Raw genomic sequence first — 21,432 nt, 5'->3', positions numbered from 1 at the left:
CCGCTTTGGAGTGTGGATCAGTCTTTCAGGACGCGCAGGGCATTGAGGATGACCGCGACGTCGATCACCTCCTGCAGCAGCGCACCCTGGACCGGCGACATAAAGCCGAAGGCTGCGGCCACCATGGCCATGCCGGAGAGCACCACGCCGGCACCGGCACTCTGTCGGGCAATGCGCCGCGAGCGGCGCGCGATGTGGCATGCCATCGGGAGGCGTCTCAGATCATCGGCCAGAAGCACGGCATCGGCCGCTTCGGACGAGGCGGCCGAGCCCCGGACGGAGATGGCGACGCCGACATGCGACGTCGCCAGCGCAGGGGCATCATTGACGCCATCGCCCACCATCATCACCACGCCGGTCAGCTTTTCCCCAAGCACGAGCGCGACTTTGTCGGGAGCGCTCAGATCCCCCGCTACCGCATCGAGACCGAGCGCGCCGGCTGCCGCTTTCGCGACATCCGTGCGGTCGCCGGAAGCCATGACGATCCTGGTGATGCCGAGGGCGCGAAAGGCGGCAATCGCCTCTGCCGCATCCTGCCGCACCGGATCGGTGAGCGTGATGAGGCCGGCGGCCCGCCCATCGATGCCGACGGCAACCACGGCGGCACCTGGCGGCAGACCGTCGCGCGAAAAATCCGCATCCGGCGGCAGCCTGCTGCGCACAAACCGCGTCCCCCCCAGCAGCACCTCATGACCATCGACCCGGCCGAACAACCCCTGCCCCGGCTGCTCGACGACATCCTGCGGCAGAGACAGCGCAAGCCCTGCGTCCAGCGCAGCCCGAACGAGCGCCTCGGCGGCGACATGGGCGGAGGCCTGATCGAGGGAAGCCGCGAGCCGCAAGACGTCGTCGCGATAAAACCCTTGCGCGGGCAGGACCGCACCGACCGCCGGCCGGGCCGAAGTGACCGTGCCTGTCTTGTCGAGAACCACCGTGGTGACGGCCGCAAGCGCCTCCAGAGCCCCGGCCATCTTCACCAGAACGCCCCGGGCGGCGGCCCGAGACATGCCGGATATGACCGCCACCGGCACGGCAAGGATGAGCGGACATGGGGTGGCGACAACAAGCACGGCGAGGGCGCGGGCCGGATCGCCGCTCCAGCCATAGGCGGCACCGGCGAGACAAAGCGTCAGGCCGAGAAAATAGAGGGCGTAGCGATCGGCAAGCCGCGCCATGGGGGAACGGCTCTGCTGGGCCTGCTCCACCAGTCGCACGATCCCGGCATAGGTGCTGGTCGCCGAACCACGCAACACAAGAAGATCAAAGGCATCGCCGACAACAGTGGCACCGCTCGGAATTTCCCGCCCGCGATCGAAACTCACAGGCATGGGTTCGCCTGTGAGGGCCGAGAGATCAAGCACGGCATTCGCGCCCATCAGCCGGCCATCGACCGGGACCACTTCGCCGCGGCGCAACAGGATGACTTCACCCGGCACGAGCGCCTCGATCGGCACCGTTTCGAGCGTTTCGCCGCGATGGACCACGGCGCTGCGCGAGACGCGTCCGAGCAGGGCGGTCATGTCGCGTCGAGCCCGGCCTTCGGCATAGCTTTCCAGCAATTGGCCACCGGCATACATCACGGCGACAATCGCCGCCGCGAGGTTTTCGCCAAGAAGAAGTGCCGTTCCAATGGCGAGGGCCGCAATGGCGTCGACGCCGATCCGGCCGCTGAGCAAAGCGCGGACCATGTCGAAGACGAGCACCACCAGCACGGCGAATGCGCCCGAAGCCCAGATAAAGCGGGCCGGCAGGGGGGCACCCGACAGATGGATCACACCGCCGACCACAAGACACAGAAGCGAAAGGACGGCCAGCAGAGTGGGGCCGTTTTCGCGCAACCGCGTCATCTGCTGCGACATTGACATACGACCTCCTGCGCATTCGGCGCATGGCCGAAAAGGCTCTCTCTTGCTGGTCCCGCTATTCCCTTGTAGAGCCATCTGAGCATGAAGCAATCGGACGTAAGCAGCATGATCGACAGCGACCGGCCCCGCCGCCTTTCCGTTCTCGGTTCGACCGGGTCGATCGGCGTCAATACGCTTGACGTCGTCGATCAGCTCGGCGGACGCGACCGCTTCGAGGTCATGGCGCTCACCGGCAATGGCAATCTCGAGCTCCTGGCTGAACAGGCACGCCGCTTCGGCGCGAAGCTCGCCGTTACCGCCGATGAAAGCCAGTATGTGGCGCTGAAAGATCTTCTGTCCGGCTCAGGCACCGCTGTGGCGGCAGGCAGCAGCGGTCTGGATGAAGCGGCCGAGATGGACGCCGGCTGGGTGATGGCGGCGATCGTCGGTACGGCCGGTCTCGCACCGACGCTCAAGGCCGCAGCCCGTGGCGCCGATATTGCGCTCGCCAACAAGGAATGCCTGGTCTCCGCCGGAAGCCTTTTCGTCGAGGCGGTAAAGAGGGGTGGCGGGCGCCTGATCCCTGTCGACAGCGAGCATTCGGCAATCTTCCAGTGCCTGGAGCAGGATCAGCGGCACGCGCTGGAGCGGATCGTGCTGACGGCCTCCGGTGGCCCCTTCCGCACCCATAGCCGCGAGCAGATGGCCAATGTCACCGTGCAAACGGCGCGCAGCCATCCGAACTGGTCGATGGGCCTGAAGATTTCGGTTGGCAGCGCCTCGATGTTCAACAAGGCACTGGAGATGATCGAGGCCAAGCACCTCTTCGACGTGGCGCCGGACCAGATCGAAGTGGTCGTGCATCCGCAGTCGATCATTCATTCGATGGTCGGTTATACCGACGGCTCCGTGATCGCCCAGCTCGGCGTGCCGGATATGCGCACGGCCATTGGTTATGCCCTCACCTATCCGAAGCGCCCGGCGCTGAATGTCGACCGGCTGGACTTCGCCAAGCTGGCAAGGCTCGATTTCGAGGCCCCGGACGAAACCCGCTTTCCGGCGATCCGGCTGGCGCGAACTGCACTGGAGCGCGGCGGATTGCAGGGGGCGATCCTGAACGCGGCGGAAGAAACGGCCTTCAACGCTTTCGTCGAGGAGCGCATCGGCTTCCTCGCCATGGCCGATGTCGTGGAACGGGTGATGGACGATCTGGCCGGGATGGCCGAGCCGGCATCGATCGCGGACGTATTTGCCGCCGACCGCGAGGCAAGGCGAAAGGCGGCCGGGGTGATCGACCGCCTCTGAGCCTCAGCTGCGATCGTAGACGGCAGCCCGCAGCATTTCCGGATAGGCCCCGGTGCAGCCTTCAAGGGCGTTGTTGGTGAGACTGACCACCGTCAATCGCTCCGCCGGATCGATGAACCAGGTATTGCCATAGACACCGCCCCACTGGATCGCCCCTTTGGGCAGAGCCGTCATGGCAGCAGCAGGGTCGACGACGAGACCGCCGACGAAGGTGAAACGATAACCGGGTTCTCCCTCGACATCGCCGATCTGGTTCGACAGCGCGGCACCGGCCGTTTCAGGCTTCAGGAACGACGATCCGTCACTGCGCAGCATTTCCAGAAGCCGCATCACGTCTTCCGCCGTTCCGGCCATGCCGGCCCCACCGGACTGGAAGGCCCTGGGGTTGAAGATACGGGCGGGTGAAAACACGGTGCGCCATGCTTCCTCGTCACCGCTCACCCAAGGGTCCGGCATGCGGACGGGGCGTTGCGGATGATCGGCATAGGGAACCGCCAGACGCTGTGGATCGGTGACGTGAAAGCGCGAATCGACCATGTCGAGCGGTCCGGCGACATGGTGCACCACGGCCGCCTCCAGTGTGCCTCCATGGGCAGCGGCAACGACACCGCCCAGGATATCAGTCGCAAAGGAATAGGCCCAACGCGTGCCCGGCTCGAATGCGAGCGGAATGCCGTTGTGGCGGCTGAAATTCTCCTCGAGGCTGAGATCCGTATTGCCAAGACCGAGTGTCATGCGCTGGCCCTCGGGCAGAAGTTCGAGCGCGGGATCGTAGATGAGACCGGAGGTGTGGGTCAGCAGATGGCGAAGGGTGATTGCCGCTTCGCGGCCATCAGGCGCCTTCGGGCGAAACCAGGGAAGATAGTCGGAAACACGATCATCGAGACCAAGCAGCCCCTTGTCGACCATCACCAGCGCCGTCACGGCAACAAACGGCTTGGTGACGGAGGCATAACGGAAGATCGTATCGAGGCGCGCCGGCACAGCCGCCTCACGATCGGCGAAACCGGCAGCTTTTTCCAGGATCGGCTTCCCATCCTGATAGACCAACACCACCGCACCGGTGATGCGTTCTTCCTCGATCACCCGGTCGACCAGGTCACTGACGCGTCTGGCAATGCTCACGTGCTCAAACCTCCCAAAGAAAATGCGGGCTCCGTTTCCGGAACCCGCATCGTTATGCGAAGGATTTTGCCTGCGATCAAGCGACCGCGCGGGCGAGCGCGCAGCGCGACCAGAGCTGGTGCAGCGAGCCGACAAGATGTTCGAGATCGGCATCGGTATGCAGCGGGGTCGGCGTGATGCGCAGCCGCTCGGTCTTTTTCGGGACCGTCGGATAGTTGATCGGCTGCACATAGATGGAACAGTTGTCGAGCAGGAGGTCCGAGATCCACTTGCACTTGGCGGCATCGCCGACCATGACCGGCACGATATGGCTCGGGTTCGGCATATGCGGAATGCCAGCCTTGTCGAGCATGAAGCGCAGACGACGCACCCGCTCCTGATGCGCGAAACGCTCGACCTGACTGGTCTTCAGGTGACGGATCGAGGCGACGGCACCGGCAGCAAGGGCCGGCGGCAGGGCCGTCGTGAAGATGAAGCCGGAAGCAAACGAGCGGACGAAATCGCAGAGCGCGGTCGAGGCAGCGATGTAACCGCCCATCACGCCAAATGCCTTGCCGAGCGTGCCTTCGATGACCGTCAGGCGATGCATCAGGCCTTCGCGTTCGGCAATGCCGCCACCATGGGCACCGTACATGCCAACGGCATGCACTTCATCGAGATAGGTCATCGCACCATATTTGTCGGCGAGATCGCAGATCTCCTTGATCGGCGCGATGTCGCCATCCATCGAATAGACGGATTCAAACGCGATCATCTTCGGCGCGCGCGGATCGGCAGCAGCGAGCTTCGCTTCCAGATCCTTGACGTCGTTGTGCTTCCAGATGACGCGCTCGGCCTTGGAATGGCGGATGCCTTCGATCATCGATGCGTGGTTGAGCGCATCCGAAAAGATGATGAGGCCCGGGATCTTGGCGCCGAGCGTTCCAAGGGCCGCCCAGTTCGAGACATAGCCCGAGGTGAAGATCAGCGCCGATTCCTTGCCGTGCAGGTCGGCTAATTCGCGCTCGAGAAGAACGTGGTAGTGGTTGGTGCCAGAGATATTCCGGGTGCCTCCCGCACCCGCGCCACAGTCATCGATCGCCTGTTTCATGGCTTCGATGACGAGCGGGTTCTGGCCCATGCCGAGATAGTCGTTCGAACACCAGACGGTAACGTCCTGGGTGCCTTTTTCGGTGTAGCGGGTGGCGCGGGGAAAATTGCCACGCTGGCGTTCGAGATCAGCGAAGACGCGGTAGCGGCCTTCCTCGTGAAGTCCAGCCAGCTGCTCCGTGAAAAACGCCTCGAAATCCATTCCTGTCACTCCAGTATTTGATACCCTTTTGGGTATCTCGGGCAGCGCGGTCAACCCCGGTATTGTACATTCATTCTAAACTGCGACAAAAGGCGCGAATTTTAGAATGCTCACATATAAATCCTAACGCTTTCTGCCGTATCGAACTTGATCTGCGTCAACTCCAGACAAAAAGGACGGCAGAGCGCCGTCCTTTCGTTGCAGAGCATCGCTCGCGCGTCGGTCAGGAAGCCTGAACGGCGCGTTTGGCCATGACGCGGATGAGATTTGCCCGGTATTCGGAGGTGCAATGCAGGTCCGACATGAGGTCGGACGAATCAATTGCGACGCCGGAAACCGCATCGGGGGACCAGTTGGCCGAGAGTGCCGCCTCAAGCCCCGCATGGCGGAAAACACCATTGGAGCCCGCACCGGTGACGGCGACGCGCACGCCGCCTGCCCCCTTCGAGACGAAGACACCGGTCATCGCATAGCGCGAGGCCGGATTGGCGAACTTGGCATAACCCGCCTTTTCCGGAGCATCGAAGCGGATGGCCGTGATGATCTCGTCGTCTGCGAGCGCGGTTTCGAACAGGCCGACGAAGAAATCGTCGGCCGCGATCTCGCGGGTATTGGTGATGACGGTCGCACCGAGCGCCAGCACCGCCGATGGATAGTCGGCAGCCGGATCATCATTGGCGACCGACCCGCCGATCGTGCCCATATGCCGGACATGCGGATCGCCGATCAGCGAGGCGAGATGGCAGATCGCCGGACAGACCGCGCGGATGGCCGCCGACGAGGCGACCTCCGCATGGGTCACGGCGGCACCGATGGTGACGCGACGACCTTCGACCTTGATGCCCTTGAGGGCCTCGATATGCCTGAGGTCAACGAGATCGGACGGCTGGGCGAGACGCTGCTTGAGCGCCGCGATCAGCGTCTGGCCGCCGGCAATGAACTTGCCGTCCTCGGCACCGGACAGGAGCTTTCCGGCATCGTCGACGGAGGAGGCGCGATGGTAGCTGGTGGAATAGAGCTGCATGGTTCTCTCCTTCCTTATTCGGCGGCCTGACGGGTCGCATTGGCCTGGAGCGCGCTCCAGACGGCAAGCGGCGTCGCCGGCATGTTGAGGTCGTTATTGCCGATGGCATCGGTGATCGCATTGATCAGCGCCGGCGGCGAACCGATGGCACCGGCCTCGCCGCAACCCTTGATCCCCAGCGGATTGCCCGGGCAAGGCGTGTTCTGGTGCGAGACGTTGAAGGACGGCAGGTCATCGGCGCGCGGCATGGCGTAATCCATGTAGCTCGCAGTCAGAAGCTGCCCGGTCTGCGGATCGTAATGCACGCCTTCAAGCAGTGCCTGCCCGATGCCCTGCGCGATGCCGCCATGCACCTGGCCTTCGACGATCATCGGATTGATGATATTGCCGAAGTCGTCCGCCGCGACGAACTGAACGATCTCAGTCTTGCCGGTGTCCGGATCGACCTCGACTTCCGCAATGTAGCAGCCGGCCGGGAAGGTGAAGTTTGAGGGGTCGTAGAACGCGCCTTCCTTCAGGCCCGGCTCCATGCCGGACGGCAGGTTGTGGGCGGTGTAGGCGGCGAGCGCCACCTGGAACCACGGCAGCGTCTTGTCGGTGCCGGCGACCTTCAACTCGCCGTTTTCGATGACGATGTCGCTCTCGTCGGCTTCCATCAGATGCGCTGCAATCTTCTTCGCCTTGGCCTCGACCTTGTCGAGCGCCTTGACGATGGCCGACATGCCGACGGCACCGGAACGAGACCCATAGGTGCCCATGCCCATCTGCACCTTGTCGGTGTCGCCGTGGACGATGGAGACATTGTCGATCGGCAGGCCGAAGCGTTCCGACACGAGCTGGGCGAAGGTGGTCTCGTGACCCTGGCCATGGCTGTGCGAGCCGGTGAGCACTTCGACCGTACCGACCGCATTGACGCGGACTTCAGCGGATTCCCACAAGCCCACGCCAGCACCGAGCGAGCCGACCGCCGCCGACGGCGCGATGCCGCAGGCCTCGATATAGCAGCTCATGCCGATGCCACGCAGCTTGCCGCGCCGCGCCGCCTCTGCCTTCCGGGCCGGGAAACCGTTCCAGTCAGCAGCCCCCATGGCGGCTTCGAGCGAGGCGTCGTAATCGCCCGCATCGTAGCACATGATCACGGGCGTCTGGTACGGGAAGGTCCGCACGAAGTTCTTGCGGCGCAGTTCTGCCGGCGAGATGCCGAGTTCACGAGCGGCGGTTTCGACGGTGCGTTCCAGAAGGTATGTCGCCTCCGGACGGCCGGCACCGCGATAGGCATCGACCGGCACCGTATTGGTATAGACGGTGCGGACATTGGCGTGGATCGCCGGGATCGCATACTGGCCCGAGAGCAGCGTCGCATAGAGATAGGTCGGGACCGAAGACGAGAAGAGCGACATATAGGCGCCGAGATTGGCGATCGTGTCGACCTTCAGCCCGATGATCCTGTGGTCCTTGTCGAAGGCCATCTTCACTTTGGAGACATGGTCACGGCCATGGGCATCGGTGAGGAAGGCTTCCGTACGATCAGACGTCCACTTGACCGGCACACCGGTTTTTTTCGACGCCCAGAGACAGACGACCTCTTCCGGATAGATGTAGATCTTCGAGCCGAAGCCGCCGCCGACATCGGGTGCGATAACGCGCAGCTTGTGCTCCGGTGCCACATTGTAGAAGGCACTCATCACGAGACGCGCGACATGCGGGTTCTGCGAGGTCGTGTAGCAGGTGAAGTGGTCTTCCGCTGTGTCGTAGATGCCGAGCGTGGAGCGCGGCTCCATCGGGTTCGGCGAGAGACGGTTGTTGAAGATGTCGATCTCGGTGACATGGGCGGCACTGGCGATCGCGGCATCGGCGGCAGCGCTGTCGCCGATCTCCCAGTCGAAGATCAGGTTGCCGGGAGCTTCGGGATGAAGCTGCGGCGCACCAGGCTTCAGCGCGTCGACCGCACCGGTGACGACCGGCAGCTCTTCATACTCGACAGACACGGCCTCCGAGGCATCGCGCGCCTCACCGATGCTGTCGGCAACGACGATCGCCACGGCATCGCCGACGTACCGCACAGTTTCATGTGCGAGGGGACGCCAGGCGCCCATCTTCATCGGCGTGCCGTCCTTGGAATGGATCATCCAGCCGCAGATCAGATTGCCGATGCCATCGGCCAAGAGCTGCTTGCCGTCGAGCACATCGATGACGCCAGGCATGGCCTTGGCGGCAGCGACATCGATCGACTTGATCTTGGCATGGGCATAGGGCGACCGGACGAAATAGGCATATTTCATGCCCGGGACGACCATGTCGTCAGTATACCGGCCCTTGCCGGTCAAAAAGCGCTTGTCTTCCTTGCGCGCCACACGCGCGCCGATTCCTTCAACACCCATTGTCTTCTCCTCCAGAGAAACAGGAATAAGGTTTTAGGCAGTAGGGGATAGGCAGTAGGCAGTAGGCAGTAGAAAACAGCTCAGGATGCTTCAGGGTCGCTGCTGCTACTGGCTATTGGCTAAATCCCATTTCCTTCCCACTCACTCGGCGGCCTGGCGGCCGGCGGTCATCGCTTCGTTGGCCGAAAGCACGGCCTTGACGATGTTGTGGTAGCCCGTGCAGCGACAGATATTGCCTTCGAGATCGTGGCGGACGGTGGCCTCGTCGAGCGCGCCGTTGTGACGACAGATCATGTCGAGCGCCGTCATCACCATGCCGGGCGTGCAAAAGCCGCATTGCAGGCCGTGATGCTCCTTGAAGGCCGCCTGCACCGGATGCAGCTCGCCGCCGGAAGAAAGCCCCTCGATCGTGGTGATCGAGGATCCCGAGGCCTGGACGGCCAGGATCGAACAGCTCTTGATCGATTTGCCGTCCATGTGAACGACGCAGGTGCCGCACTGGGTCGTGTCGCAACCCACATGCGTTCCCGTCAGACCAAGCTTCTCGCGAATGAAATGCACGAGCAGGGTGCGATCCTCGCACTCTCCGCTCACTGTCCGGCCATTCACCGTCAGTGTCACTTTAGCCATGTTGTTCCTCCTCGTGTCTCTCCCGGACACGAGGAGTATCGTGTGAGTTTTGTGTGACATGTGCAACCGTCCAAAGCGCCGCAATCGAAAATTTTATGTGCCGCATCGCAGCATCAGACATCCTGTAAATCCTGGGTTCATCTTCGATGGCTCATGCAGGAGAGCCACCTCGTCGTGCTGTGAGCCACGACCATGGACTTTCCAATGTCCAGGACTATGCTGACGGCAGCCGACCGCCGTTCGGGGAGCCCTTGGGCGGGTGGCAAGCTGTAAAAACAAGACCGGTTCGACCGGGCGCGTGGAACTTGGAGAGATGAAGATGAAGAAAGCTCTTGTGCTGATGCTGGTCGGCCTTTCGGTCGCAGGCTGCAGCCAGACCGAACGCGGCGCAGGTATCGGCGCGGCCTCCGGCGCGATTATTGGTGGCATCGCCACCGGCAACGTCCGCGGCGCAGCCGTCGGAGCTGCCATCGGTGGCGTTGCGGGTGCCGTGATCGGCAATGTGTCGGAACAGCCCGGCCAGTGCTACTACCGTGACCGCTACGGCAACCGCTACATCGACGCCTGCCCGCGCAACTACTGACGCGGACGCAGACTACCCATGAGATCGAAGGGCGGGGAGGCAACACTTCCCGCCTTTTTCGCCCTTTGCTGAAAAAGAGGGTATCCCTTTTGGGGTCTTTCCGCCTAAGTTGTTCTGAGGCAGGGGAGTGCCTGACAGATCGCGATGTAGCGAAATGCGAAGACCGAGTGGATCGATATTGCCGAAGTTTAGTCATGCGTTCCGGCTCGGGTTGGTTCTGACCGTTGCAAGCCCGCTTCTGCTGAGCGCCGCCCCGGCCGGCGCCTTCGAGCTGTTCGGTATCCATCTGTTTGGCGAAAAACAGGCCGACCGCGACATCATCGACCCCGTCGATTACACCCTGACATTCGATGCCGGCACCGATCAGCGCGACCTGCGCAAATCGCTGGAGCGCACCTCGCTTCTGCTCGCAGATGAAGAGAAACCCGTCTCCGGCGATCTTGGCCTGGTCATCAAGGCCCGCGACGACCGTGACCGGCTGATTGCGACGCTCTACGAAAGGGCGCTCTATGGCGGCATCGTCAAAATGACGATCGACGGGCGAGACATCGACCAGCTGCCGCCCAATCCGACCTTCGATCGGTCGCGGCCTGTCCCGGTCACCGTGTCCATCGAGCCTGGTGCGGAATTTACCCTGGGCAAGGTTTCCCTGGAAGGCGATGCAAGCCGCCTCGACCCCGCGGATTTCGATCTCGCGCCAGGCGAACCCGCCGGGTCGCTGGTGATTCTGAAAGCCGCCCAGAAGATGGCGGACACTCTGAAGGCCGAGAGCCGTCCTTTGGCCCGTATCAGTCGCCGTGACGTGGTGGCGGACCACGACACCAAGACGGTCGACGTCACCATTGCGGTCGATGCAGGGCCGGTCGCCCCGCTTGGGACCGTCAGTGTCAAGGGTGCGCGCGCGGTGAACGCCGACTTCATCGAGCGCTATTCCCGCCTGCGCCCCGGCCAGAAATACGATCCAGAACAGCTGCGCAAGGCGGCCGAACGGCTGCGCGCGCTCGGCGTGTTTTCGTCCGTGACCCTCAAGGAAGACGAAACGCTGGCCGACGACGGAAGCCTGCCGGTCGGCATCGTCGTGTCCGAAGGCAAGCATCGCTACTTCGGCTTCGGCGCCAGCTATTCCTCTCTGGATGGCGCCGGCCTCGAAGGCTATTGGGGCCATCGCAATCTCTTCGGCAATGCCGAATCGCTGCGCATCGAGGGCGCCGTTCGCGGTCTCGGCGAAAGCCGCGACGTGACCGACCTGAGCTCGCTCGACTATACGGCCGGCATCACCTTCATCAAGCCAGGCGCCTTCTTTCCGTCGGCCACGCTGGAGGCGAGCATCAAGGGCAGCACGCTGAAGACCGATTTTTACGATGCGGCGACCGTGACCGGGAAGGTGGCGCTCGCCTATGAACTGACGGATGCCGACACGGTGAGTGCCGGCGTTTCGCTGGCTTATGACAGCATCGACGACGCCTTCGGTGACGACAACACCTATCTGACCTTCGGCGTGCCGGTCGGCTATATCCGCGATACGCGTGACAACCGGCTCAATCCGACCGAGGGGCATTACGGCACGGTGACCGTCACGCCGAGCTACGACTTCTTCGGCCAGACGGCGTTTGCCTCGGTGGAGGGATCGATCTCCGCCTATCTTGGGCTGGGCGCGGAAGACCGGGTGGTGCTTGCCGGCAAGCTTTCTGCGGGTGCCCTGTTCGGTGGCGGCGACCTCTCCGACATTCCCGCGACACGCCGCTTCTTCGCCGGTGGCGGGGGTTCCGTGCGCGGCTATTCCTTCCAGGAAATCACGCCCTACAATGCTGCCGGAGACGGGACGGGCGGGCGTTCGTACACCACCGCCTCCGTCGAAGCGCGCATCGGCATCACCGACACGATCGGCATCGTGCCCTTCCTCGATGTCGGGACGGTGGCCGACGACACCGTTCCCGACTTTTCGGACCTGCGCATGGGTGCCGGCGTCGGCCTGCGCTACATGACCCCTTTCGGTCCGCTTCGCCTTGATGTCGCCATGCCACTGAAACGTTATGACGGCGGCAGTCGTTATGGCATCTATGCGGGCATCGGCCAGAGCTTCTGACCGACGCAGAGGAACGATAAACACGTTATGACCTGGCTGAAGCGCATCCTCACCTGGACGATCAAACTGCTTGGCGCCCTGACGGCAGCCGCGCTGACCATCGTCATCGTGGCGGTTCTGGTCGCCGGTTTCTCGCGCTCCGGCAGCAGTTTTCTGTTCGCAAGGATCGCCGAACTCGCGTCTACCGAGAATACACAGATCGAGGTCACGGGTGCGTCGCCACTATTCAGCAACCCTCTCACGATCGAGCAGGTAACGCTGGCCGACACCCGGGGTACCTATGCGACGATCGGTGGGCTCTCGCTCGACTGGACGCCATCCGACCTGTTCCGCAAGCGGTTTTCCGCCGAGCTGATTTCTGCTGCAAACGTCGACGTGACACGCGCGCCGGAGCCGACGGCGGAGGAAAAACCCGCCAGCGACGAGCCGTTCCAGCTTCCCATCGACATCGACGTAAGAAAGGTGGACCTGCCGTCGGTTCAGCTTGGTGCCGCGCTGGCTAAGCGCGATCTGTCACTGAGCGCGCAAGGTGCGGTTCAGATTGACGGCGACACCATAGCCAGCCGCCTCACCGCGACCCGGCGCGATGATCCCGGCAACAGTGTTGTCGCAGCCCTGCTTTACGCGCCCAATGAAAACCAGCTGCGCATCCGCCTCGATTACCAGGAGCCTGCGGCCGGGCTGCTGGGTCAGGTGCTGCAATTGCCGGGGGAACCGCCACTCGCCATCAACATCGACGGCGCCGGCCCTCTCAACGACTGGGCGGGCAAGATCACGGCGGAACTGTCCGGCGAACAGACCGTGTCGGTCGACGCCAGGCACCAACTGGCCGAGGACGGCACGCGGACGATCAGCGCTAGCGGTGGTGGCAACTTCGCCAGCCTCATGCCGCCGGAACTGCGCGCCATCTTCGCCGGTCAGACGGCCATCGACGCCGATATCGCTTTCGGCACCAATGGCACGGTGACGGTGAACACCGGGACGCTCACGACAGCTTCGGCAATCGTCACAGGTGCCGGGCGCTATGATCCAGACGGCAACAACGACCTGAGACTGGAAGCCCGCGCCACCGGCGAACCGGTATTGCTGACCGCCCCGGGCCGTGACATTCCGGGGGAAATGCGGCTGCGCAAAGCCACTGTCAGCCTGCGCGGTCCGGCAGATGCTGCAGCGCTCTCCGCAGACCTCGATCTGGCGAGCCTCACGCTTCCGCAGGGCAGCATTTCGGATGTGAACCTGAAGGCGACCAGCAATGCCTTCGACCTCGCGACACGCCAGGGTCCGATGCTCGTCGACCTGACTGTCCAGTCGGCAGACGTCAACGATCCCCGGATCAAACCCTATGTGCGTGCACCTCTTCGCCTGACGGCGCCATTGACGATCGCGGCCGATACAATCTCGATCGAGAAAATGGCGTTCGACAGCGACGGACTGGACGGCACGGTCAGCGGCCTCTACAGCCTGGAAAACCAGGGTTTCTCCGGAGAGATGCAACTGACAGCGGAGCCGGGCCTTATGCCCGCTGCAATCGCATCCAAGCTCAATCGGCCCGTAACTTTCTCCACACGTCTCGATTATGCAGCCCCGCAGGCGATCAGCCTGCGAAACATCGACCTGCAGACCAATCTCGGCCAGGTGCAGGGCAGCCTCTCGCTTGACCCTCAGGGTGCACTGGCAACCGATCTGACAGGGCAGCTGAACGATCTCGGCAGCTTCGTCGACCGCATCCAGGGTGCCGCGAACTTCGATCTCTCCGCTTCCGGCCCGCTCGACGCTATCGAGGCAACCGTCAATCTGGCGGTCGAGCAGGGCATCGCAGCCGGCTATAAGGTCTCCGGCCTCACGCTGACGGCACAAGGCCTGGCAAGCCCCACGGCACCGCAAGGCGACATCAGCATCAGCGGCCAGATCGACGGGAAACCTGTCCAGGCGACCGGCAAGGTTGTCAGCGCAGATGGCTTGACGCAGGTCGAGGGACTGGCGCTGGAAATCGGCCCGAACACGGCGAAGGGAGCCCTGTCCCTGGGTGCCGATTTCAAGCCGAGCGGCGAGATCGACTTCGATTTTCCCGACATAAGCCTTCTTGCGGCGCTGGCCGGGCAGAACGTCGGAGGTGATTTGAAGGGGACCGTCGCCCTTGCATCGAATGCCGGCAAAACCTCGGCCGTGATCAAGGCGAGCGGAACCAAGATCACCCGCGAGGGTGTCCTGATTGATCGCCCTGCCATCAACCTCAATGCAACGGACATCGCGGCCCTCGCCGTCGAAGGCAAGGTGACGGCGGATGCGGTGACCGCCGGCGCAAACCGGATCGAAGGGATCGATCTGAAGATCGATCGGGCAGACGACACCACGCAATTCAACCTTTCGGCCCAATATGACAAGGCCCCTGTGAACCTGCGTGGCAGCCTCTCTCAGACACCCAACGGCATGGCCGTCGTGCTGGACGCGCTGCAGGCAGCGCCGCGCGGCATAGCCCTGTCTCTGAGCAAGCCGACGACGATCCGCATCGACAACGGCACCGTCACGCTCCCGCCCACCACCATCGCGGCCGGATCAGGCCGGGTGACGGTCTCGGGCGATATCGGCGAACGCTTGAACCTGCAGGCCGACATTGCGGGCCTTCCAGCGTCGCTCGCCAATGCCTTTGCGCCTCAGATCACCCCGGAAGGATCGATCTCCGGTCGCGTCGACATCAGCGGCACGACGGCGGCCCCAGTTGTCGACTACCGTCTCGACTGGCAGGGGGCCACCATTGCCCAGAGCCGGGCGGCGGGCCTTGCACCGCTCAGCCTCACCGCCAACGGACGCTTCGAAAATCAGCGCCTGACGCTCGATAGCCGGGTCAATGGCGCCGGCATCGGACTGGGCGGCACCGGTACCGTCTCGCTGACCAACGGTGTCGACCTTGAGCTGCGCATTGAAGGCGACGTACCCCTGAATGCCATCAATGACCGGCTGGCCGCGCAAGGGCTGGTGGCGAACGGGACGGCGCGGGTCAACCTGACGGTCGGCGGAAGTTCAGCGGAACCCAGCATCACCGGAACGATCGTCACGAGCGGAGCCCGTGTCGTCGATGTGCGCCGGAACCTTGCGGTGGAGCAGATCGCAACCACCATCAACCTCACGGGCAGCCGCGCCGAAATCGGCAGCCTGACGGGCAATTTCGCGACAGGCGGCCGCGTCACCGCGAGCGGTTCGATCGACATCCGTTCGGCGGGCCTTCCCGCAGACCTTGCCATCAATCTCGACAAGGCGGTCTATGTCGACGGCAACACCGTGACCAGCACGGCCGATGCGAGGCTGACCCTCAAGGGTCCGCTGCTGGCCGGACCGACGCTGGCAGGCACGGTCAACCTCTCGCGCACCTCCATCACACTGTCGGAAAGCAAACCTGCGAGCCTTCGGGAACTGGACATCCAGCACCGCAATGCTCCAGCCGACGTGCTGCGTCAGCAGAGTGAACAAGATCCCGCCGAAGGCAGGCAGTCGAACTCTCCGATTGTGCTCGACCTCACGATCGCGTCGCCGACACAGACCTTTGTGCGAGGGCGCGGCATCGATGCGGAACTGGGCGGCACGATCAAGCTGACCGGCACAGCCGCTGCCCCCAGCGTCTCCGGCGCCTTTGAACTGCGCCGTGGCCGCATGCAGATCCTGACCAAGCGTCTGACGATCACCCAGGCGACCATCACCTTCGGGGGCGATCTCGTGCCGTTGATCGACCTTGAGGCGACGACCACTTCGGGCGGTGCGACCATTACGATCAAGCTGACGGGGCTGGCCAGCAATCCGTCCGTCACCTTCGGCTCGTCACCCGCCCTGCCCCAGGACGAAATCCTGGCGCAACTGATCTTCGGCCAGTCGATGGCCCGGCTTTCGCCGCTGCAGATCGCCCAGTTGGCCGATGCGGCGGCCCAGCTGGCCGGTGGACGAGGCACCTCGCTCTTCCAGTCGCTGCGCACCTCGCTCGGCATCGACGACCTCGACGTTTCCACCGATGAGACGGGCCAGACCAGCATCAGCGCAGGCAAATACCTCAACGACCGCACCTATCTCGAACTGCGGCAAAGCGGCAATGGCGGGGCCAAGGCCGTCATCAATCTCGATATCGGTCGGGGCGTGAAGCTGAAGGGGGAGGCTGGCGGCGAAGGCGCCGGCGGTGGTATCTTCTACGAGAAGGAATATTGAGCATTTCCGGCGAGAACGGTCTCGCCTTCCATGCTCTATCTCTTTGTCTTTACGCAATCGCGGACGCAAAACCGCTTCGCACCTTTGCTGGACATGCTCTCTGCGGAGCTCAGCCGACCTTGCTCGTCTTCAGAAGGATGCTGGATTCCGTCAGGTTGATGCCCTCGATCAGGCGGATGCGACGCAGCGTCTCGTCAAAACCGGCGAGGTCGCGCTCTTCCAGCTCGGCGATGAAGTCCCAGCGACCATTGGTGCTGTGCAGGCTCTTGACCTGTGGCAGGCCGCGCAGCTGGTGGGCGACGCGATCGGCGAACTTGCCCACCACCTCGATCATCACGATGGCCCGCACACCACTCGACTGGATTTCCTGACCGGTCAGAATGGTAAAGGCCGCGATCGTGCCATTGGCCACCAGTCTGTCGATCCGCGCCGAAACCGTTGCGCGCGACGCACCGGTCATCGCGGCGAGCGAAGCGACCGGCAGCCGCGCATTCTGTCTGAGGGCGGCAAGAATATTGCGATCGAGATCATCCATTTTACAGATCGTCACATGATGGTTGCGATTTGTGCAAACTATAGCGCTTTGTGACGATGTTCCATCTTTTTGACTACAGCCGAATGCCCGATGATCGCGGCCAGTGAGAAGCGAGGACGACCATGAGCAACAAGAGCAAGACCGTCAGCCTGATCGGTGTCCCCCTTGAGGAAGGTTCGGGTCGAGGCGGCTGCGCCATGGGACCGGCGGCACTCCGGATCGCCGGCATTGCACAGGCCTTGTGCGACCTCGGTTACACCGTCGAGGACCGTGGCGATCTTCGCCCCGCAGCCGCCCGGGACCTGCCGGAAATGGAACGCGCCCGCAAGCTCGACGTCGTCGGCGCCTTCACCCGCGCGATCGAAGCCGAGACCTATGAGGCGGCATCCGAAGGTTCGGTGCCGGTGCTGCTGGGTGGCGATCACAGCCTGTCCATGGGCAGTGTCTCCGGCATGGCGCGCCACGCGCAGGAACTCGGCCGGCCGCTCTTCGTGCTCTGGCTCGATGCCCACTCGGATTTCAATGCGCCGGACACCTCCCCTTCGGGCAATATTCATGGCATGCCGGTCGCCTTCTTCTGCGGCAAGGCGGAATTTGCACCGATCCTTCCCAAGGATCGTCCCTTCGTCGATCCCCGCAATGTCTATCAGGTGGGGATCCGCTCCGTCGATGAAGAGGAGCGCAGGCTGATCTCGGACAACGAGGTCAATGTCTTTGACATGCGCGCCATTGATGAGGACGGCATGGGAAGCATCATCAAGCGCATCCTTTCGGACGTTCGCGCTGCCGATGCCCTGCTGCATGTCAGCCTGGATGTCGATTTTCTCGATCCGGACGTTGCCCCCGGCGTCGGCACGACCGTGCCGGGCGGGGCGACATTCCGGGAGGCGCATCTGATCATGGAACTGCTGCATGACAGCGGCCTGGTTTCGTCGCTCGATCTGGTTGAATTGAACCCTTTTCTTGACGACCGTGGACGCAGCGCGCGTGTGATGGTGGATCTGGCCGCGAGCCTTTTCGGGAAACGCATCCTGGATCGCCCGACAAGGGGTGCCTGAAAGGCACCCGGCGTGCCGCCTTTCATGGTGAGCGGGCAGTTTAGAATTACGCAACGTTCTTCGCGTATTGTCTGTCCAAAGCATGTTCACGGCGCCTCCCAGGCATCGCGACGCGCGGACGGATGGCGAGTGCCAGACACACGAGATGTCATGGCACGTGTCACAGTACAGGAAGGTTGGAAAGTTCACATGGCCACTATCAGTTCCACCAGCTTCGGCGGCGAAACACTCGAGATCATTGCTTTCCGGCTTCATGATCAGGAATTCTGCGTCAAGACCACGACCATCCGCGAAATCCGCGGCTGGGCGCCCTCGACCCCGATCCCGCACGCCCCGGCCGACGTCATCGGTGTCATGAACCTGCGCGGCTCGGTCATTCCGATCATCGACCTCGCCTACAAGCTCGGCATGAAGAGCACGGTTGCCAACGAACGCTCGGCGATCGTCGTTGCCGAAGTGCACAACATGGTCATCGGCATGCTTGTCGACCGCGTCTCGGACATCCTCACCATTCCGTCGAGCCAGGTTCAGCCGGTTCCGGAAGTCTCGGCCTCCTTCGACAAGACCTTCTCGGAAGGCATCATCGCCAACGAGAACGGCATGATCTGCTTCCTGAACCTCGCCAAGATGTTCAAGGGCAGCGACCTGGAAGACCTGGCCGCCTGATCGACCGAACCCCAATTTTCAGAAAAGGCAGTGCCAGCAGGCGCTGCCTTTTTCATTTTGGGACCTGCGATCTGCAGACCTGTTGATCTGACTGGATACTTGCCCTACCAGACGCCAAACAGACCGGAGGCGTCACCATGCAGCTCGTTTTGATCCATACCGGCGGCACCATCGGCATGGCGGAGACGCTAGACGGACTTGCTCCCCAGCGTGGCCTCGTCGAGGCGGCTCTGGAAGCAAGGCTTGGGCGGGATACGACGCTCACGAGCCATGTCTTCGACCCGCTGCTCGACAGTGCCGATGTCGGCCCCACTCACTGGAACGAGATGCTGGATGTGATCCGCAGCCATCCCGGCGCCTCTGTCATCGTCGCCCACGGGACGGATACCATGGCTTTCACCGGCGCGGCGCTCGCGCAGGCGTTGGCAGGCGAGGAACGCCGCGTCATTCTCTGCGGCTCCATGCATCCGCTCGGGACCGGTGGAGATGCCGAAGAAAACCTGTCGCTGGCGGTCGAGGCGGCAACCCGCACCGAATCGGGCGTGTTTCTCGCCTTTGCCGGTAAGCTGCTTGAAGCCGGCGGCCTGGTCAAACATCATAGCCACGAAGTCGACGCGTTCCGCGCGCAACAGCAATCAAGTCCGTCAGCGCCGCTGCACCGGCGATTTGCCGAACGCAGGTTGGCAATCCTGACGCTCTCCCCCGGCATGCCCTCAGCGATGATCGAAGCATCGCTTTCGCAGCTGGACGGAGCCGTGTTGCGGGTCTTTGGGTCCGGCACGGCCATGGCCGATCCCTCGCTGTTGAAGGTTCTGGCCGATGCGGTCAGGGCTGGAAAGCGGCTGCGCGCCGTCAGCCAGTGCGAAGCCGGCGGCCTGGCGCCCGGTGCTTATGCCGCCGGCGCCGGATTGTGGAGCACGGGCATAGAAAACGGTGGCGCGCAAACGCCGGAAGCCGCCCTCATTCATCTCTGGCTGAACTGAGCAGCCCCCGAAAACGGCAAGAGGCGGCCCGCATCCGGACCGCCTCTTCTTTCGGATTGGTAGCTGAAACTCAGCCGAAGATCGCAAGGCTGTTGCGCAGCGTGATCCAGACGCCCCACAGAAGCGGAAGGCCGACAACCGCCCAGGCAATCGCTGCCTTGGCGTCAAGACCACCCCTGCCGATCCCGAAGGAACCGGACGGCCCGGCATTGGCAGCTGCCGTCTTCGCCTGCAGAGCGGCCACTTCAGCATCCGACATAAACCACTTGTCCGACAATGGCTTCACGAAGGCATTGGCAATCAGGCCAACCGCCAGCATGCCGGCCAGGATATACATGGTGCCGGTATAGAGTTCAGGTCCGGGGGCGACCCCTGCCGAGATCTGTGCTTCGCGGATATAGTTGACCACAACGGGGCCGACGATGCCGGCTGTCGCCCAGGCCGTGAGCAGGCGGCCGTGGATCGCACCGACGAACTGCGTCCCGAAGATATCGGCAAGATAGGCCGGGATCGTCGCAAAGCCGCCGCCATACATCGACAGGATGATGCCGAAGGCAAGCACGAACATCGCCTTGGAGCCGAGGCCGGCCAGAGTGGGTGCCGCAGCGTAGAGAATGATGCCGAGGATGAAGAAACAGAAATAGGTGTTCTTCCGCCCGATCTTGTCGGACATCGACGCCCAGAAGAAGCGGCCTCCGATGTTGAACAGCGACAGGAGGCCGGTGAAGCCGGCGGCGATGGCCGCGATCTGCGCCTTCTGTGCGGTGTCGAGCTGCGAGAAGGTCAGATCCGGCAGGCCGATCAGCGAACCGGCGAAGATTTCCTGCAGCATCGGCGAGGCAACGCCGATGACGCCGATACCGGCCGAAACGTTCAGGCAGAGGACCGCCCAGATCAGCCAGAACTGCGGCGTCTTGTGGGCATCGCGCAGGTGCACATGGCGGGTGGTGATCATCGTGCTTTTCGACACCGGCGCTGTCCAGCCTTCGGGGCGCCAGCCGGCAGGCGGGATCCGATAACCGAAAGCACCACCCATCATGAAGACAAAATAGATGAGGGCCATGACCACGAAGGTCTGCCAGACACCGACCGACGTGTCGGTCTTGAACAGCGTCATGAGCATATTGGCGAGTGGGGCGCCGATCATGGCACCGCCGCCGAAGCCCATGATCGCCATGCCGGTTGCCATGCCGCGCCGATCCGGGAACCATTTGATCAGGGTGGACACCGGGGAAATGTAGCCAAGGCCGAGGCCTATGCCACCGATGACGCCGGCACCGACCCACATCAGCCACAGCTGGTGGGTCATGACGCCAACCGCCGCGATCAATATGCCACCACACCAGCAGCAGGCCGATACGAAGGCCGCCTTGCGAGGGCCGACCCGCTCGAGCCAACCGCCCCAGATCGCGGCCGAGCAGCCGAGAAAGACGAAGAAGAGTGTGTAGATCCAGCCGAGATCCGCGACCCGCCAGTTGCAGGCGGTGGTGAACAAGGCGCTCAACAACGTCAATTCCGAGCAGCTGGGATCGGGGTTGGCAATCGCCTTGCTCAGCGGCAGCCAGAAGACGCTGAAACCATAGGCCATGCCGATGCACAGATGGATGGCAAGGGCCGCCGGCGGAACCAGCCAGCGATTGAAACCCGGTTTTGCAATGATTCGTTCTTTGTCCAGAATGCCGACATCTCTCACGCTGTCAGCGCTAACACCAGAAACAGCCATTTAGTAC

At 63.1% G+C, this 21,432-nt stretch carries 15 protein-coding genes; 7 read left to right on the top strand and 8 right to left on the bottom strand.

All coding sequences use genetic code 11. The features are described from left to right. Nucleotides 1–17 precede the first annotated feature (17 nt). Nucleotides 18–1,859 (bottom strand): heavy metal translocating P-type ATPase, encoded by a 1,842-nt coding sequence (locus tag DFO46_RS18750; RefSeq protein WP_245422646.1) that lies wholly within the window; start codon nucleotides 1,857–1,859, stop codon nucleotides 18–20. A 111-nt stretch (nucleotides 1,860–1,970) separates the two neighbouring features. Here DFO46_RS18750 and dxr point away from each other — a divergent pair, with 111 nt between their 5' ends. Further along, nucleotides 1,971–3,149, top strand: a complete 1,179-nt coding sequence (gene dxr / locus DFO46_RS18745; RefSeq protein ID WP_120278536.1) for a 1-deoxy-D-xylulose-5-phosphate reductoisomerase — start codon at nucleotides 1,971–1,973, stop codon at nucleotides 3,147–3,149. 3 nt (nucleotides 3,150–3,152) lie between these two features. Here the strand turns inward: dxr and DFO46_RS18740 are convergent, their stop codons facing one another. The 5 genes from DFO46_RS18740 to DFO46_RS18720 all read right to left on the bottom strand — a co-directional run bounded on the left by DFO46_RS18740 (nucleotide 3,153) and on the right by DFO46_RS18720 (nucleotide 9,600). Beyond that, nucleotides 3,153–4,274: a serine hydrolase domain-containing protein gene (locus DFO46_RS18740; protein WP_183041954.1), complete on the bottom strand. Its 1,122-nt coding sequence runs from the start codon at nucleotides 4,272–4,274 to the stop codon at nucleotides 3,153–3,155. Between the two features lie 76 nt (nucleotides 4,275–4,350). After that, nucleotides 4,351–5,565, bottom strand: a complete 1,215-nt coding sequence (gene hemA / locus DFO46_RS18735; RefSeq protein WP_110791130.1) for a 5-aminolevulinate synthase — start codon at nucleotides 5,563–5,565, stop codon at nucleotides 4,351–4,353. Nucleotides 5,566–5,788: 223 nt separating this feature from the next. After that, nucleotides 5,789–6,589 (bottom strand): xanthine dehydrogenase family protein subunit M, encoded by an 801-nt coding sequence (locus DFO46_RS18730; protein WP_120278534.1) that lies wholly within the window; start codon nucleotides 6,587–6,589, stop codon nucleotides 5,789–5,791. 14 nt (nucleotides 6,590–6,603) lie between these two features. Beyond that, complete coding sequence (locus DFO46_RS18725) at nucleotides 6,604–8,970, bottom strand: xanthine dehydrogenase family protein molybdopterin-binding subunit (protein WP_120278533.1); 2,367 nt, start codon at nucleotides 8,968–8,970, stop codon at nucleotides 6,604–6,606. A 141-nt stretch (nucleotides 8,971–9,111) separates the two neighbouring features. Further along, nucleotides 9,112–9,600, bottom strand: coding sequence for a (2Fe-2S)-binding protein (locus tag DFO46_RS18720; RefSeq protein ID WP_120278532.1), 489 nt, complete (start codon nucleotides 9,598–9,600; stop codon nucleotides 9,112–9,114). Between the two features lie 319 nt (nucleotides 9,601–9,919). On the opposite strand from DFO46_RS18720, the gene DFO46_RS18715 reads away from it, so the two are divergent. The 3 genes from DFO46_RS18715 (at nucleotide 9,920) to DFO46_RS18705 (ending at nucleotide 16,460) form a co-directional block, all read left to right on the top strand. Further along, on the top strand, nucleotides 9,920–10,183 hold the full coding sequence (locus tag DFO46_RS18715; protein WP_110791443.1) for a glycine zipper domain-containing protein: 264 nt from the start codon (nucleotides 9,920–9,922) through the stop codon (nucleotides 10,181–10,183). 154 nt (nucleotides 10,184–10,337) lie between these two features. Next, nucleotides 10,338–12,269: an autotransporter assembly complex family protein gene (locus DFO46_RS18710; RefSeq protein WP_120278531.1), complete on the top strand. Its 1,932-nt coding sequence runs from the start codon at nucleotides 10,338–10,340 to the stop codon at nucleotides 12,267–12,269. Nucleotides 12,270–12,296: 27 nt separating this feature from the next. Beyond that, on the top strand, nucleotides 12,297–16,460 hold the full coding sequence (locus tag DFO46_RS18705) for a translocation/assembly module TamB domain-containing protein (protein ID WP_120278530.1): 4,164 nt from the start codon (nucleotides 12,297–12,299) through the stop codon (nucleotides 16,458–16,460). A gap of 109 nt (nucleotides 16,461–16,569) precedes the next feature. Here the strand turns inward: DFO46_RS18705 and DFO46_RS18700 are convergent, their stop codons facing one another. Continuing rightward, the gene (locus DFO46_RS18700; protein ID WP_110791135.1) at nucleotides 16,570–16,995 is read right to left on the bottom strand and encodes an Lrp/AsnC family transcriptional regulator; all 426 of its coding nucleotides are present in this window, start codon (nucleotides 16,993–16,995) and stop codon (nucleotides 16,570–16,572) included. A gap of 122 nt (nucleotides 16,996–17,117) precedes the next feature. On the opposite strand from DFO46_RS18700, the gene rocF reads away from it, so the two are divergent. The 3 genes from rocF (at nucleotide 17,118) to DFO46_RS18685 (ending at nucleotide 19,702) form a co-directional block, all read left to right on the top strand. Beyond that, on the top strand, nucleotides 17,118–18,053 hold the full coding sequence (rocF, locus tag DFO46_RS18695; RefSeq protein ID WP_120278529.1) for an arginase: 936 nt from the start codon (nucleotides 17,118–17,120) through the stop codon (nucleotides 18,051–18,053). 189 nt (nucleotides 18,054–18,242) lie between these two features. After that, a complete protein-coding gene (locus DFO46_RS18690; protein ID WP_062282390.1) occupies nucleotides 18,243–18,719 on the top strand; it encodes a chemotaxis protein CheW in 477 nt (158 codons plus the stop codon). 137 nt (nucleotides 18,720–18,856) lie between these two features. Then, nucleotides 18,857–19,702 (top strand): asparaginase domain-containing protein, encoded by an 846-nt coding sequence (locus tag DFO46_RS18685; RefSeq protein ID WP_120278528.1) that lies wholly within the window; start codon nucleotides 18,857–18,859, stop codon nucleotides 19,700–19,702. A gap of 70 nt (nucleotides 19,703–19,772) precedes the next feature. On the opposite strand, the gene DFO46_RS18680 is transcribed toward DFO46_RS18685, so the two are convergent. Continuing rightward, a complete protein-coding gene (locus tag DFO46_RS18680; protein ID WP_120278527.1) occupies nucleotides 19,773–21,425 on the bottom strand; it encodes an OFA family MFS transporter in 1,653 nt (550 codons plus the stop codon). Nucleotides 21,426–21,432: the final 7 nt, after the last annotated feature.

The sequence above is a fragment of the Rhizobium sp. AG855 genome (genome assembly GCF_003610655.1).
GTDB classification, from domain to species: Bacteria; Pseudomonadota; Alphaproteobacteria; order Rhizobiales; family Rhizobiaceae; genus Allorhizobium; species Allorhizobium wuzhouense.
This window is presented reverse-complemented; position numbering and strand designations above follow the sequence as displayed.